Origin of the sequence: Caballeronia cordobensis (assembly GCF_001544575.2) — a bacterium.
In the GTDB taxonomy this organism is placed as follows: domain Bacteria; phylum Pseudomonadota; class Gammaproteobacteria; order Burkholderiales; family Burkholderiaceae; genus Caballeronia; species Caballeronia cordobensis.
In genome coordinates this window covers 1-13,794 of record NZ_FCNY02000032.1, presented here as the reverse complement: position 1 = coordinate 13,794, position 13,794 = coordinate 1, and the positions used below count along the sequence as shown (strand labels likewise).

The following is a 13,794-nucleotide window of genomic DNA, read 5'->3' as shown; positions in this document are numbered from 1 at the left end:
TCGTGTGCTTCCAGACTTACGCGCGTTTGCGGCGCGTGGTCGTCTTGCGTGCGGGACGCGCGGTTTCCGCGGCCGCTTCGTCCTCGGCTTGCGCGGCCTTCGCGCCGCGTTTGGCCGGCGCCGCGCCGCCCTTCTTCAGGCTGCGCTTGAGCAGTTCCGACAGATCCAGAATATCCGCCGACGGCTTATCCCCGCCTTCCTCGATCGTCATGACTTCGGCGACCTTGCCTTCCTTCACCTTCTTGTCGACGAGCGCCATGATGTCGTCCCTGAAGGTGTCGTGATACTTGGACGGGTCCCACGTGTCGCTCATGTCGTCGATGAGGCGCTTGGCCATCTCCAGTTCCTTTGGCGTGACGCCGGCCTTCTTCGTGTTTTCGTCGGGGAACTTGAATTCGGTGAAGTCGCGTACTTCGTCGCCCCAGCGCAGCGTGTTGAGCGCGAGCGCCGGCCCGACGGGAATCAGCGCGGCGAGATGCTGCTTGTTATGCAGCACGACGCTCGCGATGCCCACTTTGCCGGTGTCCTTCAGCGCGTCGCGCAGCAGCGCATAGACCTTTTCGCCCTTGCGGTCGGGCGCGAGGTAATAAGGCGTATCGAGCGAGAGAAACGAGATGTCGGGCGCATCGACGAAAGCGAGAATATCGACCGTCTGCGTCGATTCGGGATTGGCCGCGCGGATTTCGGCGTCGGTCATCACCACGTATTTGCCCTTCTCGTATTCGAAGCCGCGCACGATGTTGTCGCGCGTGACTTCCTTGCCCGTGTTCTTGTTGATCTGCTTGTAGCCGATGGGATCCATCGAGCGCTTGTCGAGCAGATTGAAGCCGACCTTTTCCGACTGCGTCGCCGGATAGAGTTGCACGGGCACGTGGACCAGCCCGAAGCTGATCGCGCCTTTCCAGATCATATGCGGCATCGCGGCACCTTCGCTGTCGGTTCGAGGCTTGCGCCGCGCGCGTATGCGGCGCGGCATCGAAAGGAATCGCACGAAGCGTGCCAAGAAGCGCACACGCGGATAGGCGCGTCGCGCCCGGGCGATGGCGTAAACGTACGCTATCGCCGCGCCCTCGCCGTCTGTAAGCCTTACTGCCGTGTTGCTTGTCGCGTGCGTGGAAAGAAAAGACGGTTAGTTGCGATTCGATCGATAAAAAATGCGCCGAGGGAGAATCGGCGCGTCCAAAAACTCACTTCCGGCTTGCGGTGACGGTCAGTTGCGTGCCGTCGTCGAGCGTGACGGTTTTCTTCGAACCGGTCGACGTCGGCATCGAAAAACGGACGATCTGGCTCAACCGGTTATCGACCGGACATTGCAGGCTCTTGCCGCCGACCGTGACCTTGTTCGTGCCTTTCGGCGCATAGGCGCGAAAGCTGATCTGCACGTTGGCCGAACCGTTGTCGCCGACGACCGGCGCGAAACGGATCTGCACTTGCCGCACGGCCTGGCCGTCCGCGCTCTTGGGCACGGACGCCGCTCCCGGGCAGCCGTCCGGCACGGCCTGCGCGCCGCTTGGCGCCGTGCCCTGCCAGGTGAAGTCATCGGTCTGTCCGGAGCGGATGGTGCGCGTTTCCTGCTCGTTGCCAAAGCTCTTCGACACCATTTTCACGGTGTACTTGATCGGTCCGTCGTTCGGCGCTTCGGAGAGAACCTTGATGCCTGGCGTCGCGTGGGCCGTCGCGGCGAACATCGCGAGCGCGGCGACGGAAACGATGCGACGAACGTTCGAAAGACGGTTCATGCCGCCACCTCCGTATCGAGCGCTGAGGAAGGCCGGCGTCGCAAGCGCGCCGGCATGCTGTAGGGCGGATCAAGTCTAGCGCCCCGCATGCCGGGTCATCCTAGTGGAAAACCCGCGTGAGCGGCAAAGTCAATGACGTTCGTCAACGCGCGATCAAAAGCCGGTCAGAACCAGCTTGCCGACCGTGCGCCCTTCCTCCAGCAGCCGATGCGCCTCGCGCAGATTGCTCGCGTTGATCGTGCCGAGATTCCTGCCGAGCGTCGTGCGGATCGTGCCTGCGTCGATCAGCCGCGCCACTTCGGACAGCAGCTTGTGCTGCTCGATCATGTCGGGCGTCTTGAACATCGCGCGCGTGAACATGAACTCCCAGTGAAACGCCGCGCTCTTCGATTTCAGCAATTCGACCGCGACCGGCTTCGCGTTTTCGACGATCGTGCAGATGCCGCCCTGCGGCTTGACGACTTCGGCGGCGGCCGGAAAGTGGCGGTCGGTGTCGTTGAAGATGAGCACGTAATCGACTTGCGCGAAACCGATGTCCTTCATCTGCTGCGCAATGTCGCCAAAGTGATTGACGATGTGATCCGCGCCGAGGTCTTCCGCCCATTTCACCGATTCGGGCCGCGACGCGGTCGCGATCACCTGCAGCTTCGCGACGCGCTTGGCAAGCTGAATGCCGATGGAGCCGACGCCGCCCGCCCCGCCGATGATCAGCACCGACTTGCCCGCGTCCTTGCCTTCCGCCGACACGCCAAGGCGCTCGAACAGCGCTTCCCACGCGGTGATGGTCGTGAGCGGCAGCGCGGCGGCGCAGGTGAAATCGAGCGACTTCGGTTTAGCGCCGACGATGCGCTCGTCGATCAGGTGAAATTCGCTGTTCGCGCCCTGCCGCGTGATGTCGCCGGCATAGTAGACCGGATCGCCGGCCTTGAAGAGCGTGACATCCGGACCGACGGCTTCGACGACGCCCGCCGCGTCCCAGCCGAGCACGCGCGGCGCGTCCTCGACCTTGTCCTTCGGCGCGCGCACTTTCGTATCGACGGGATTCACGGCGATCGCCTCGATTTTCACGAGCAGGTCGCGGCCGGTGGGCGTCGGTTTGGCGAGTTCGATATCGACGAGCGATTCGGGGTTGGAGATCGGAAGGTAACGCGTAAGGCCGATGGCTTTCATGGGCGGGCTCCATTTTTGGATTGAACTGGTTCCGATGTTAGTACGCGACCGCCATCTGTAAAACCGTCATAATCGCTGAAACATTCTTCTGGAAATCCATCAAATGACGAGCGATGCTCTCGCGGATGCCACGACGCGCGACCGCCTCGATCTGCTCGACGTCGGGCTTTTCATGCGCGCGGCGGCGCTCGCGAATCTCTCGGCGGCGGCGCGCGAGTTCGGCCTGTCGCCGGCGGTCGCGAGCGCGCGCATCGCCGGGCTGGAGCGCATGCTCGGCGCGCGGCTCTTGCACCGGACGACGCGGCGGGTGTCGGTCACGCAGGAAGGCGAGATCTTCGCGGCGCACGCGCGCGAGTTGCTCGACGCCGCCGAGACCGCGCGCGCATCGGTCGGGCGAGCGCGCGAGCAGCCGCACGGACGCCTGCGCGTGACGATGCCCTCGTCGCTCGGCCGCCAGCACATCTCGCCGCTGATTCCCGCGTTCCTGCGCCAGTATCCCGGCGTCGCGGTCGAGCTGCGCATGACCGATCAGATCGTGGATCTCGTCGATGAAGGCATCGATCTCGCCATTCGCATCGGCGCACTGAAGGATTCGACGCTCGTCGCGAAAAAGCTCGCGAGCAACCGGCGCGTGCTGTGCGCTTCGCCCGCCTATCTTGCAGCGCACGGCACGCCGCGCCATCCGGCCGATCTCGCCCAGCACGAATGCGTGATCCTCGCCGATCAGCGCGACTGGAGCTTCGTGACGCCGACCGGCGTGTTCGATGTGCGCGTGTCGGGACGGCTCGTGACCGACAACGGCGAAGTGATCCGCGATGCGCTCGCGGCGGGCATCGGCATCGGCCTGAAATCGACGTGGAGCGTGGCGCCGCTCATCGCGAGCGGCGAGCTCGTTACCGTGCTCGACGATTACCCGCTCGCCCGAGAGGTCGCCATCTGGGCGGTGTATCCGAGCCGCGCGTTCGTGCCGCCCAAGACGCTCGCGTTCATCGGCTTTCTGGCGGCGCAGTTCGGCGAGCCGCCGTACTGGGATGTCGATCCGGCGCGCGTGCAGCGCTGAAGGTTCTTTACAATGTCGGTTTCGCCGCCCTTCTTCTGCTCTTTTTTCGATGAATCTCGTCATTCAAGCCCTGGCACCGATTTCCGATTCGCATCTGCGGCCGCTCGCGGCGCTCGCCCGCTCGCGGGAAACGCATCGCATCGACGACACGCTCCTGCGTCTCATCGGCGCCGATCCATTGCAGCGCCCTGATATCGACGCCTATTGCGGCGCGCACGCGCTCGATTACGCCTATGTCGCGCCCGGCGCGAAGCTGGCGGACTTCGGCCTCGTCGCGATGGACATGGATTCGACGCTCATCACGATCGAATGCATCGACGAGATCGCGGATTTCTGCGGCCTGAAAGCGGAAGTCGCGGCGATCACCGAAGCGTCGATGCGCGGCGAGATCAAGGACTTCAACGAGAGCCTCACGCGCCGCGTCGCGCTGCTCAAGGGCCTGGAGGCGAGCGCGCTGGAACGCGTCTACGAGGAACGTCTGAAGTTGTCGCCGGGCGCGGAACGCATGCTCGAAGGCGCGCGCGCGGCGGGCCTGAAAACGCTGCTCGTGTCGGGCGGCTTCACGTTTTTCACGGAGCGGCTGAAGGCGCGCCTCGGCCTCGACTACGCGCGCGCGAACACGCTCGAAATCGTCGATGGCAAGCTGACCGGCAAGGTCGTCGGGGATATCGTGAACGCCGATGAAAAGGCGCGCACGCTCATCGAGACGTGCGCCGCGATCGGCATCGATCCGAAACGCGCCATCGCCATGGGCGACGGCTCGAACGATCTGAAGATGATGGCCGAAGCCGGCTTGTCGGTGGCGTTTCGCGCGAAGCCGGTGGTGCGGCAGTCGGCGAGCGTCGCGTTCAACTTCGTCGGCCTGGACGGATTGCTGCGCCTGTTCTGACGACAAACGGCGCCTTGCGGCGCCGTTTGTCGTTCAGGCGAACGCTTTTGCGAGCGCCGCTTCCAGGTCCGCGCGCAAGTCACTTTCCGCTTCCAGCCCGATATAGAAGCGCACCAGCACGCCCTCGTGCGGCCATTGCGACGCGGTGCGCATCGAGCGCACGTTGTACGGCATCGCGAGGCTGTGCGACCCGCCCCAGCTCCAGCCGATCGAAAACAGTTCGAGCGCTTCGACGAATGCATCGACCTGAGCGGCGCTGTAGCGGCCATCGAACACGATCGAGAACAGCCCGCCCGCGCCGCCCTTGAAATCGCGCTCGAAGAAGGCGTGACCCGGGCAGTCTTCCAGCGCCGGATGCAGCACCGCGGCGACTTCCGGGCGCGTCTCGAGCCAGTGGGCGAGCGCAAACGCGGTGCGGTCGTGCGCCTCGTAGCGCGTTTGCATCGTCGGCAGGCTGCGCAGCACGAGCGACGCATCGTCCGCCGACACGCCAATGCCCATGCGCATCCGCGCTCGCTTCAGCTTCTTGTGCAGCTCGATATCGCGCGTGATGGTTGCGCCCATCAGCAAGTCGCTGCCGCCCGACTGATACTTCGTCAGCGCCTGCACGGAAATGTCGACGCCATGCTCGAACGGCTTGAACGCGAGGCCCGCCGAAAACGTGTTGTCGATGGCGGTGACGATGCCCTTCGCCCGCGCGACCGCGACGATCGCCGGCACGTCCTGCACTTCCATCGTCACCGAGCCGGGCGCTTCGAGCCAGATGATCTTCGTGTTCGGGCGGATCGCATCGGCGATGCCCGCGCCTGTCATCGGATCGTAGTAGGTCACTTCGAGACCGAAGTCCGCGGCGAGCCAGTCCGCGTGCTCGCGGTTCGGCGAATACGCGTTGTCGGGCACGAGAACGTGGTCGCCCGCCTTCACCAGCCCGAAGTACACGTTGGAGATTGCCGCCAGCCCCGACGGCTGCAGCAGCGCGTGTTCGCCGCCCTCGATCGCGGCGAGGCGCTGCGCGAGCGCGATCGTCGTCGGCGTGCCGTGCAGGCCGTAGCGCCATTTCGAATCGTCGCTCCAGACGAGCGAACGCATCGTCGCGAGATCGGGAAACACGACCGTCGATGCGCGCGCGACCGGCACGGAAAACGACTCGAAGCCGGGCGTGATGCGATCCTTCGGTTGCACGATGCGGGTTTGCAGATCGTGGTCGTTAGTGTTCTTGCGTGAATCGGTCATGGCTTCGATGTGAATCGCGAAAAAGAAAAGCCGCCGGATCGGGCCGGCGGCGTAAAAACAAGTCGGGCTATTCGCCGATGATGACGTTGCTCGTGCCGCCCACGGCATTCTTGGGCGGCGCAGGCGGCGCCGGTTCCAGCGACGGCGCGGGCGGCGCGGGTGGCGCCTTCGCCGCACCCGCTGGCGGCATCGCGGGCAATTTCACACCTGCCACGGCCGGACGCAGATCGAACGGCTGCCCGTTGGAATCGTCCGGGTCCATGCGCTCGCCCGACAGGCTGCCGTCCGCCGCGATCTTGCCAACCCAGTTGCCCGTGATGTGCGTGCCGTCGTTCGATTCCTCGATCTCCAGCGTGTCGCCGTCGCGATCGCCCGCGACGAGAATCACGTTCGGGCTGCCGGCGAAACGATACTCGCCGTGCAGGCCGGAAGGGTCGTCGGTTTTCGCGCCGAGCTTCATCTCGATCTGCCTGCCGCCGAGCGTGCCGACATAGCGCGGAAAGCGCGCGAACTCCGGATTCGGCGTCAGCGGCTTTTGCGGCGGCAGCGCGAGTTCCTTGATCGCGGCCTGCGCGCCGTGCACATCCGCGCCGGCGGGCTCCCGCTCGTTTTGCGGAATCACGCCGGTCGAGCTTTTCGGCATCGGCGAATTGCAGGCGGCGAGCGCCACCGCGATGGCCAAAGCCGCGAGCATCCGCGGCCCCTTCATGCTGTGCGTCATCCTTGCTTCCTTTTGCGTCCTTCAGATGCGCTCGAAGATCGCCGCGATGCCCTGCCCGCCGCCGATGCACATCGTCACGAGCGCGTAACGCCCGCCGATGCGCTGCAGCTCGTACAGCGCCTTCACGGTGATGAGCGCGCCGGTCGCGCCGATCGGATGGCCGAGCGAAATGCCCGAGCCGTTCGGATTGACCTTCGCGGGATCGAGCTTCAGTTCCTGCGACACGGCGCACGCTTGCGCGGCGAACGCCTCGTTCGCCTCGATGACGTCGAGATCGCCGACGGAAAGGCCCGCGCGCTCCAGCACTTTCTGCGTCGCCGGCACCGGGCCGATGCCCATGATCTTCGGATCGACGCCGGCGTGCGCGTAGGCGACGAGGCGCGCGAGCGGTTTCAGGCCGCGCTTCTCCGCGACGGCGCGCTCCATCAGCACGACGGCCGCGGCCGCGTCGTTGATGCCCGACGCGTTGCCCGCCGTCACCGTGCCGTTTTCCTTCGCGAAGACCGGCTTGAGCTTCGTGAAGTCGTCCGGCGTCGCGTTCATGCGCACGTGCTCGTCGCGGTCGAAGACAATGTCGCCCTTCTTCGACGCGATCGTGATCGGCAGAATCTGTTCCTTGAAGTAACCGGCTTCGGTCGCGTGCGCCGCGCGGCGGTGCGATTCGAGCGCGAGCGCGTCCTGCATCTCGCGCGTGATGCCGAACTTCTGCGCGACGTTCTCCGCCGTCACGCCCATGTGAATCTTGTCGAACGGATCGTTGAGCGCGCCGACCATCATGTCGATGACGCGCGCATCGCCCATGCGCTGGCCGAAGCGCGCCGCGGGCATGATGTACGGCGCGCGGCTCATGCTTTCCGCGCCGCCGCCGATGGCGACATCGGCATCGCCGAGCAAAATGGCTTGCGCCGCCGAGACGATCGCCTGCAAGCCGGAGCCGCACAGACGGTTCACGGTGAGCGCGGGCGCGTGCTGCGCAACGCCGCCGTCGAGCGCCGCGACGCGCGCGAGATACATGTCGCGCGGCTCGGTATGGACCACGTTGCCGAAGACCACGTGACCGACTTCATCGCCCTTCACGTTCGCCCGCGAGAGCGCCTCGCGCACGACGCGCGCGCCGAGATCGGTCGGGCTGAAGTCCTTGAGCGCGCCGCCGAAATCGCCGATCGCCGTGCGCACGCCGCTTACCACCACCACTTCTCGCTGCATGTTGTCGTCTCCTTTGCCTGGGTGTTCGTGTATTCCGCTCGATTATTCCGCCAGCGCGCGCTCGACCTCGTCCTTGCGCGGAATCGGCGCGACGGCGCCAAAGCCTTGCGTCGACAGGGCCGCCGCCGCGTTCGCATAGCGCGCGGCCGCGAACGCGTCGTCACCCGCGACGATGCGCGCGATGAACGCGCCGCCGAAGCAGTCGCCCGCGCCGGTTGCATCGACCGCCTGCACGACGCGGCCCGGCACGACACGCCGCTCGTCCGGCGTCGCGATATACGCGCCTTCCCGGCCGAGCTTCAGCGCGATGATTGTCGGGCCAAGCGCCAGCAATGCGTCGACGATGGCGTCTTTGTCCTCGTGGCCCGTGAGCAGGGTGACGTCGTCCCAGCTCGGCAGGCAGATATCGGTCGCGCGGATCGCTTCGGTCATCACCGCGCGGGCGCGCGCGAGCGGCCACAGCTTCAGGCGCAGGTTCGTATCGAAGCTGACCTTCACGCCGTGCGAGCGCGCATGATCGATGGCGGCGAGCGCGGCGTCGCACGCCGCCACGCCGATCGCGAGGCTGATGCCCGACAGATGGATGATCTTCGCCGCCGCGATGGCATCGAGCGGCAAATGCGACGGCGCGTAGCGGCTCGCCGCCGAGCCCGCGCGCAGATAGTCGAAGCGATGCCCGCTCTCGCCGTGCGACACGAAATAGACGCCCGTGGGGGCGTCATGATCGACGCGCACGGTCGATGTATCGACGTTTTCCGCGCGCCACAGATCGAGCAGCAATTGCCCGAAATGATCGTTGCCGACGGCGGACACGAAACCGGTCGACGCCCCCTGACGCGACGCCGCGATCAGGAAGTTGGAGACATCGCCGCCGAAGCCCTGCAGATAGTTCGGCTGATCGCGCGTGGACTGATTGAACTCGACCATGGCCTCGCCGAGCGCGAGAACGTGCGGCATCGCTGGCATGTGCTTACACCTCGCCCCAGAGATCGTGGCCGTCCGCGCCGGTGATCTTCACCGAAACGAAGTCGCCGGCCTTGTAGCGCTTCGATGCCTTGGTCGCCGGCGCGATGTAGACGACGCCGTCGATTTCCGGCGCATCCGCCGCCGTGCGGCCGACGCCGCCGTCCGTGCTCACTTCGTCGACGAGCACTTTCAGCGTCTTGCCGACCTTCTTCTTCATGCGCTTGGCCGACAGCTCTTCAGCCAGTTCCATGAAGCGCGCGCGGCGGTCCTCGCGCACATCGTCGGGCAAGGCGCCGTCGAGCTCGTTCGCGCTCGCGCCTTCGACCGGCGAATACGCGAAGCAGCCGACGCGGTCCAGGTCCGCTTCCTTCAGGAAATCCAGCAGCGTCTGGAACTGCTCTTCCGTTTCGCCCGGAAAGCCCGCGATGAACGTGCTGCGGATGGTCAGGTCCGGACAGATTTCGCGCCACGTCTTCACGCGTTCGAGCACCTTTTCGGCGTTGGCCGGGCGCTTCATGCGCTTGAGCACTTCGGGGTGCGCGTGCTGGAACGGCACATCGAGATACGGCAGCACGTGGCCCCTGAGCGGACCTTCGGCCATCATCGGGATGACTTCGTCGACGCTCGGATACGGATACACGTAATGCAGGCGCACCCACGCGCCGTATTGTGAGGCGAGTTCGCCGAGCGCGCCGACGAGATCGGTCATGCGCGTCTTGAGCGGCTTGCCGTTCCAGAAGCCGGTGCGGTATTTCACATCGACGCCGTAGGCACTCGTGTCCTGCGAAATCACGAGCAGTTCCTTCACGCCGGACTTGAAGAGGTTTTCGGCTTCGAGCATGACGTCGGCGACGGGACGCGACACGAGATCACCGCGCATCGACGGGATGATGCAGAACGTGCAGCGATGGTTGCAGCCTTCGGAAATCTTCAGATACGCGTAGTGACGCGGCGTGAGCTTGATGCCGGCGGGCGGCACGAGATCGGTGAACGGATCGTGCGGCTTCGGCAAATGCGCGTGCACCGCGTTCATCACTTCGTTGGTCGCGTGCGGGCCGGTGACGGCGAGCACTTTCGGATGCACTTCTTCGATGAGACCCGTGCCGCTCGCGCTCTTTTTCGCACCGAGACAGCCGGTCACGATGACCTTGCCGTTTTCGGAGAGCGCTTCGCCGATGGCGTCGAGGCTTTCCTGCACGGCTTCGTCGATGAAGCCGCAGGTGTTGACGACGACGAGGTCCGCGCCGTCATACGTGCCGGAGATTTCGTAACCTTCGGCGCGCAACTGGGTCATGATCTGCTCGGAATCGACGAGCGCTTTCGGGCAGCCGAGGGAAACCATGCCGATTTTCGGCGCGGGATTCGTCTTGGCGATTGAATCTAAAGTGTTTTTCACGGGGAGAATGTCGTTTCTGGTCGCACGAGGCCAATCCATCATTTTACCCCGGCGCGCTGGGGCGGCGGATTTTGCGATTGCCGCCGGAGACCGCACAACCGCTATGCCGCGCCGATGAGCACGTCGGCCGGAATGTTCAAACCTTCATGCAGGCGGCGAATCATCGCGAGGCTCAATGCGCGTTTGCCTGCGAGGACCTCGTAGACCCGGTTCGGGTTCCCGATGTACGGCTGCATATCGGGCACGGACAGGCCCGCCTGCTCCATGCGGAATTTGATCGCCTCGATCGGGCTGGGAGCGGCCAGCGGAAAGCGCTCGGCTTCGTATCGCTCAATGAGGATCGTCAGGATGTCGAGTGCGTCGCCCTCGGGCGTGCCGGGAGCGGGATCGGCGTCCACGAGCACCGCCACGGCGGCGAGCGATGCGGTGTAATCGGCTTCGGTGCGAATCGGATGAATCTCCATGGTCTTACTCCATCTCGACGGTTGCCGCGTCGACCTTGTCGTATTGCGCATGCGTGCCGACGAATTTGATATAGGCGACGCCCACGCGATACGCCACAGCCACGATCAGTCGATACTCGTTGCCTTTGATATTGAAAACGACGCGATTACGTCCCACGAAACTCGCGGACGAATACTGCTCCTTGATGTCCTGAGGCGTTCTCCACACCGCCTTGGATGTTTCCGCGTACCACGCCAACAAGGCTTGCTCGGCCTGCGCATGCCTTCGGATGAAAGCAGACAACGATTTTCTCGCGACGATTCGCATACGGCTCCACTTTAGTCCCATATTGGGACTGAGGCAATGGCCGAATTTTAGCGAATGTACGTGGCGCAGACCGGAAAAACACACACTTTTCCACAATTTGCAGCAATGACGCGCCCTACTATCACGTCCTCGCTCCGCAATCCGTAGGCACTATGCTCGACCACTCCGCGCTCCGCCATTTCAACCCGCTCTTCATCACCCCCTGCTATTCCGGCCAGGTCACGTCGGGCTACGCCACCAGCATGCTCACGCTGACGAACGAACTGTGGCGTCTCGGCGTGCAGGGCTCGATGCGCATCCGGGCCGGCGAAAGCCTCGTCACCCGTGCGCGCAACGAAGCCGTCGCGCATTTCCTGGCGCAGAAGCAGCACACGCATCTTTTCTGGATCGATGCGGATATCGCCTTCACGCCGGACCAGGCGCTGCGCCTTCTGCTCGCAGACCGCGATGTGGTCGCGGGCGTGTATCCGTTGAAGCGCATCGACTGGGCGGGCGAAATTCCCGCCGGCCTCACGCAGGAACAATTTTTCGCCCGCGCCCTGCGCTATCCGGTGAATTCGCACGACGGCGCGCGCGGGACAATCGACGACGACGGGTTCATGGAAGTCAGCGAAGCCCCGACGGGCTTCATGTGCATCCGCCGCGCGGTGCTCGACACGATGATCGAGCGCATGCCCGAACTGCGCTACGTGCCCGACGCGCCGCCGGACTCGCCGCTGCACGGCTACTGCCATCGCTTTTTCGACGTGATGGTCGAGCCCGGAACCGGACGCTATCTTTCCGAAGACTACGCGTTCTGCCGGCGCTGGCGCGATCTGGGCGGAAAGGTCTATGTGGATGCCCGCTCGAAGCTCGCCCATCACGGCGCGTTCACGTATCGCGGCGATTTCAGCGCGGCGTGGGCGCAGGACCCGGCGCGCGCGGTGGGCGGACTGTGAGCGGACGGCATGCGGGCGCTCACGCCAAGGCACGAGAAGCCTCGACGCCGGCCGCGCCCGTGAAACCGGCTACTTCTTCTCCGTCGACGAAGGCGTGGGCGTCGGGAACGGAAACGTGTTGAACATCGATTTCGCCTGCGACTGCATCTGCTCCTGCATCTGCACGAACATGTTCTTCGACTGCTCGATGTAGCTCGTCATCATGCCCTGCATCATCGGCGCCTGCATGTTCATGAACTGCGACCAGACCTCCGGGTTGAGCGCGTTGCCGTCGTACATACCCTTGCTCTGCTCGGTCAGCTTCTGCTGAATGTCGATGAACGCCTGGATGTTCTTTTCCAGATACGTGCCCATCATGCCCTGCATCGCATGGCCGTAGAAGCGGATGATCTGCGACAGCATCACCGACGAGAACATCGGCAGCCCGCCGCTTTCCTCTTCGAGAATGATCTGCAAAAGAATACTGCGCGTGAGATCGTCGTTGGACTTCGCGTCGAGGACCTTGAAGTCTTCCTGATCGAGCACGAGTTGCTTCACGTCGGACAACGTGATGTAAGTGCTCGTCTCCGTATCGTATAGCCGACGGTTTGGATATTTTTTGATGAGTCGTTCGGCGGCTTTCTTTGTAGTAGTAGTGGTCATTTAACGCCTTTAAACGCAAAACTTTACTGCGATGGCAGCAAGCAGGTCTTGCGTTGTCGCAAAAAAGCGCTGCTGCGTGTTCGCCGCATCGTTGATTAAACCGGCGAGTGGCGGCTTCCCGCGCGCACTCGGGCGCGTCGCGGGAAGCCGCCGCCCGTCAGCCCATGTGCAAGCCGCCGTTCAGCGAGAAGTCAGCACCGGTCGAGAAGCCCGATTCGTCGGACGCCAGCCACGCGCAGATCGAGCCGATCTCGTCGGGCGTGCCCAGACGCCGCACGGGAATCGTCGCGACAATCTTCTCGAGCACTTCCGGACGGATCGCCTTCACCATGTCCGTGCCGATATAGCCCGGCGACACGGTGTTGACCGTCACGCCCTTGGTCGCCACTTCCTGTGCGAGCGCCATCGTGAAGCCGTGGATGCCAGCCTTGGCGGTCGAGTAGTTCGTCTGGCCGAACTGACCCTTCTGACCGTTCACCGACGAAATGTTGATGATACGGCCAAAGCCGCGCTCCACCATGCCGTCGATGACCTGCTTGGTCACGTTGAAGAGGCTCGTCAGGTTCGTGTCGATGACGGCGGTCCAGTCTTCGTGCGTCATCTTGCGGAACACGACGTCGCGCGTGATGCCCGCATTGTTGACCAGCACGTCGACCTCGCCGACTTCCGCCTTGACCTTGTCGAACGCGTTCTTGGTCGACTCCCAGTCGCCGACATTGCCTTCCGAGGCGACGAAGTCGAAGCCGAGCGCTTTCTGGTCTTCGAGCCATTTCACCCGGCGCGGGGAGTTCGGACCGCAACCCGCGACGACCGTGAAGCCATCCTTGAGCAGGCGCTGGCAGATGCTGGTGCCGATGCCGCCCATCCCGCCCGTTACATACGCTATGCGCTTCGTCATTCCTCACTCCATTTTGTTATGCGAGCGGCGCTCGAACTACACCGCCCGCTTGCCCTTCCCAATGTTGCCTTGTTACGGACGCTCCACCGCCAGCGCGACACCCATGCCGCCGCCGATGCACAGCGACGCCAGGCCCTTCTTCGCGTCGCGCTTCTGCATTTCGTG

Annotated in this window: 16 protein-coding genes; 3 read left to right on the top strand and 13 right to left on the bottom strand. The window is 64.3% G+C overall.

Annotation, left to right across the window (positions count from 1 at the left end):
• Nucleotides 1-16: 16 nt before the first annotated feature.
• The 3 genes from ku to AWB70_RS35300 form a co-directional block, all read right to left on the bottom strand.
• Nucleotides 17-919: a non-homologous end joining protein Ku gene (gene ku, locus AWB70_RS35310; RefSeq protein WP_053568331.1), complete on the bottom strand. Its 903-nt coding sequence runs from the start codon at nt 917-919 to the stop codon at nt 17-19.
• Between the two features lie 268 nt (nt 920-1,187).
• Nucleotides 1,188-1,739, bottom strand: coding sequence for a DUF6013 family protein (locus AWB70_RS35305; protein ID WP_053568317.1), 552 nt, complete (start codon nt 1,737-1,739; stop codon nt 1,188-1,190).
• A 153-nt stretch (nt 1,740-1,892) separates the two neighbouring features.
• Nucleotides 1,893-2,909: a zinc-binding alcohol dehydrogenase family protein gene (locus AWB70_RS35300; protein WP_014191574.1), complete on the bottom strand. Its 1,017-nt coding sequence runs from the start codon at nt 2,907-2,909 to the stop codon at nt 1,893-1,895.
• A gap of 103 nt (nt 2,910-3,012) precedes the next feature.
• On the opposite strand from AWB70_RS35300, the gene AWB70_RS35295 reads away from it, so the two are divergent.
• Nucleotides 3,013-3,969 (top strand): LysR family transcriptional regulator, encoded by a 957-nt coding sequence (locus tag AWB70_RS35295; protein WP_053568318.1) that lies wholly within the window; start codon nt 3,013-3,015, stop codon nt 3,967-3,969.
• Nucleotides 3,970-4,018: 49 nt separating this feature from the next.
• Nucleotides 4,019-4,858 carry a phosphoserine phosphatase SerB gene (gene serB / locus AWB70_RS35290; protein WP_053568319.1) on the top strand — a complete coding sequence of 280 codons (840 nt, stop codon included), beginning with the start codon at nt 4,019-4,021 and terminating at the stop codon, nt 4,856-4,858.
• 33 nt (nt 4,859-4,891) lie between these two features.
• Here serB and AWB70_RS35285 read toward each other — a convergent pair whose 3' ends face one another.
• The 7 genes from AWB70_RS35285 to AWB70_RS35255 form a co-directional block, all read right to left on the bottom strand.
• Nucleotides 4,892-6,091 carry a cystathionine beta-lyase gene (locus tag AWB70_RS35285; protein ID WP_045450692.1) on the bottom strand — a complete coding sequence of 400 codons (1,200 nt, stop codon included), beginning with the start codon at nt 6,089-6,091 and terminating at the stop codon, nt 4,892-4,894.
• Nucleotides 6,092-6,158: 67 nt separating this feature from the next.
• Entirely contained in the window at nt 6,159-6,812 is a 654-nt protein-coding gene (locus AWB70_RS35280) for a hypothetical protein (RefSeq protein ID WP_053568320.1), read from the bottom strand.
• 21 nt (nt 6,813-6,833) lie between these two features.
• Nucleotides 6,834-8,018 (bottom strand): beta-ketothiolase BktB, encoded by a 1,185-nt coding sequence (bktB, locus tag AWB70_RS35275; RefSeq protein WP_045450694.1) that lies wholly within the window; start codon nt 8,016-8,018, stop codon nt 6,834-6,836.
• A 42-nt stretch (nt 8,019-8,060) separates the two neighbouring features.
• Nucleotides 8,061-8,984 carry a sugar kinase gene (locus AWB70_RS35270; RefSeq protein ID WP_014191580.1) on the bottom strand — a complete coding sequence of 308 codons (924 nt, stop codon included), beginning with the start codon at nt 8,982-8,984 and terminating at the stop codon, nt 8,061-8,063.
• Between the two features lie 4 nt (nt 8,985-8,988).
• Nucleotides 8,989-10,380, bottom strand: a complete 1,392-nt coding sequence (gene rimO / locus AWB70_RS35265; RefSeq protein ID WP_374730272.1) for a 30S ribosomal protein S12 methylthiotransferase RimO — start codon at nt 10,378-10,380, stop codon at nt 8,989-8,991.
• Nucleotides 10,381-10,481: 101 nt separating this feature from the next.
• A complete protein-coding gene (locus AWB70_RS35260; RefSeq protein WP_014191582.1) occupies nt 10,482-10,844 on the bottom strand; it encodes a helix-turn-helix domain-containing protein in 363 nt (120 codons plus the stop codon).
• A gap of 4 nt (nt 10,845-10,848) precedes the next feature.
• Nucleotides 10,849-11,151, bottom strand: coding sequence for a type II toxin-antitoxin system HigB family toxin (locus AWB70_RS35255; RefSeq protein WP_053568321.1), 303 nt, complete (start codon nt 11,149-11,151; stop codon nt 10,849-10,851).
• A 152-nt stretch (nt 11,152-11,303) separates the two neighbouring features.
• Here AWB70_RS35255 and AWB70_RS35250 point away from each other — a divergent pair, with 152 nt between their 5' ends.
• Nucleotides 11,304-12,089 carry a hypothetical protein gene (locus tag AWB70_RS35250; protein ID WP_053568322.1) on the top strand — a complete coding sequence of 262 codons (786 nt, stop codon included), beginning with the start codon at nt 11,304-11,306 and terminating at the stop codon, nt 12,087-12,089.
• Between the two features lie 69 nt (nt 12,090-12,158).
• On the opposite strand, the gene phaR is transcribed toward AWB70_RS35250, so the two are convergent.
• From phaR to AWB70_RS35235, 3 genes are all read right to left on the bottom strand, one after another.
• On the bottom strand, nt 12,159-12,731 hold the full coding sequence (phaR, locus tag AWB70_RS35245) for a polyhydroxyalkanoate synthesis repressor PhaR (RefSeq protein WP_014191585.1): 573 nt from the start codon (nt 12,729-12,731) through the stop codon (nt 12,159-12,161).
• Between the two features lie 157 nt (nt 12,732-12,888).
• Nucleotides 12,889-13,629, bottom strand: coding sequence for a 3-ketoacyl-ACP reductase (locus tag AWB70_RS35240; RefSeq protein WP_014191586.1), 741 nt, complete (start codon nt 13,627-13,629; stop codon nt 12,889-12,891).
• A gap of 72 nt (nt 13,630-13,701) precedes the next feature.
• Nucleotides 13,702-13,794: hypothetical protein (locus tag AWB70_RS35235; RefSeq protein ID WP_143281742.1), on the bottom strand; the 93-nt coding region annotated here is incomplete at its 5' end.

Excerpts from the sequence above, each read along its gene's own strand:
- AWB70_RS35305 (WP_053568317.1), bottom strand. The coding sequence starts at position 1,739 with ATGAACCGTCTTTCGAACGTTCGTCGCATCGTTTCCGTCGCCGCGCTC.
- AWB70_RS35250 (WP_053568322.1), top strand. The coding sequence starts at position 11,304 with ATGCTCGACCACTCCGCGCTCCGCCATTTCAACCCGCTCTTCATCACC.
- AWB70_RS35255 (WP_053568321.1), bottom strand. The coding sequence starts at position 11,151 with ATGCGAATCGTCGCGAGAAAATCGTTGTCTGCTTTCATCCGAAGGCAT.
- bktB (WP_045450694.1), bottom strand. The coding sequence starts at position 8,018 with ATGCAGCGAGAAGTGGTGGTGGTAAGCGGCGTGCGCACGGCGATCGGC.
- serB (WP_053568319.1), top strand. The coding sequence starts at position 4,019 with ATGAATCTCGTCATTCAAGCCCTGGCACCGATTTCCGATTCGCATCTG.
- AWB70_RS35285 (WP_045450692.1), bottom strand. The coding sequence starts at position 6,091 with ATGACCGATTCACGCAAGAACACTAACGACCACGATCTGCAAACCCGC.
- AWB70_RS35295 (WP_053568318.1), top strand. The coding sequence starts at position 3,013 with ATGACGAGCGATGCTCTCGCGGATGCCACGACGCGCGACCGCCTCGAT.
- phaR (WP_014191585.1), bottom strand. The coding sequence starts at position 12,731 with ATGACCACTACTACTACAAAGAAAGCCGCCGAACGACTCATCAAAAAA.
- AWB70_RS35300 (WP_014191574.1), bottom strand. The coding sequence starts at position 2,909 with ATGAAAGCCATCGGCCTTACGCGTTACCTTCCGATCTCCAACCCCGAA.
- AWB70_RS35240 (WP_014191586.1), bottom strand. The coding sequence starts at position 13,629 with ATGACGAAGCGCATAGCGTATGTAACGGGCGGGATGGGCGGCATCGGC.
- AWB70_RS35280 (WP_053568320.1), bottom strand. The coding sequence starts at position 6,812 with ATGACGCACAGCATGAAGGGGCCGCGGATGCTCGCGGCTTTGGCCATC.
- ku (WP_053568331.1), bottom strand. The coding sequence starts at position 919 with ATGCCGCATATGATCTGGAAAGGCGCGATCAGCTTCGGGCTGGTCCAC.
- AWB70_RS35270 (WP_014191580.1), bottom strand. The coding sequence starts at position 8,984 with ATGCCAGCGATGCCGCACGTTCTCGCGCTCGGCGAGGCCATGGTCGAG.
- AWB70_RS35260 (WP_014191582.1), bottom strand. The coding sequence starts at position 10,844 with ATGGAGATTCATCCGATTCGCACCGAAGCCGATTACACCGCATCGCTC.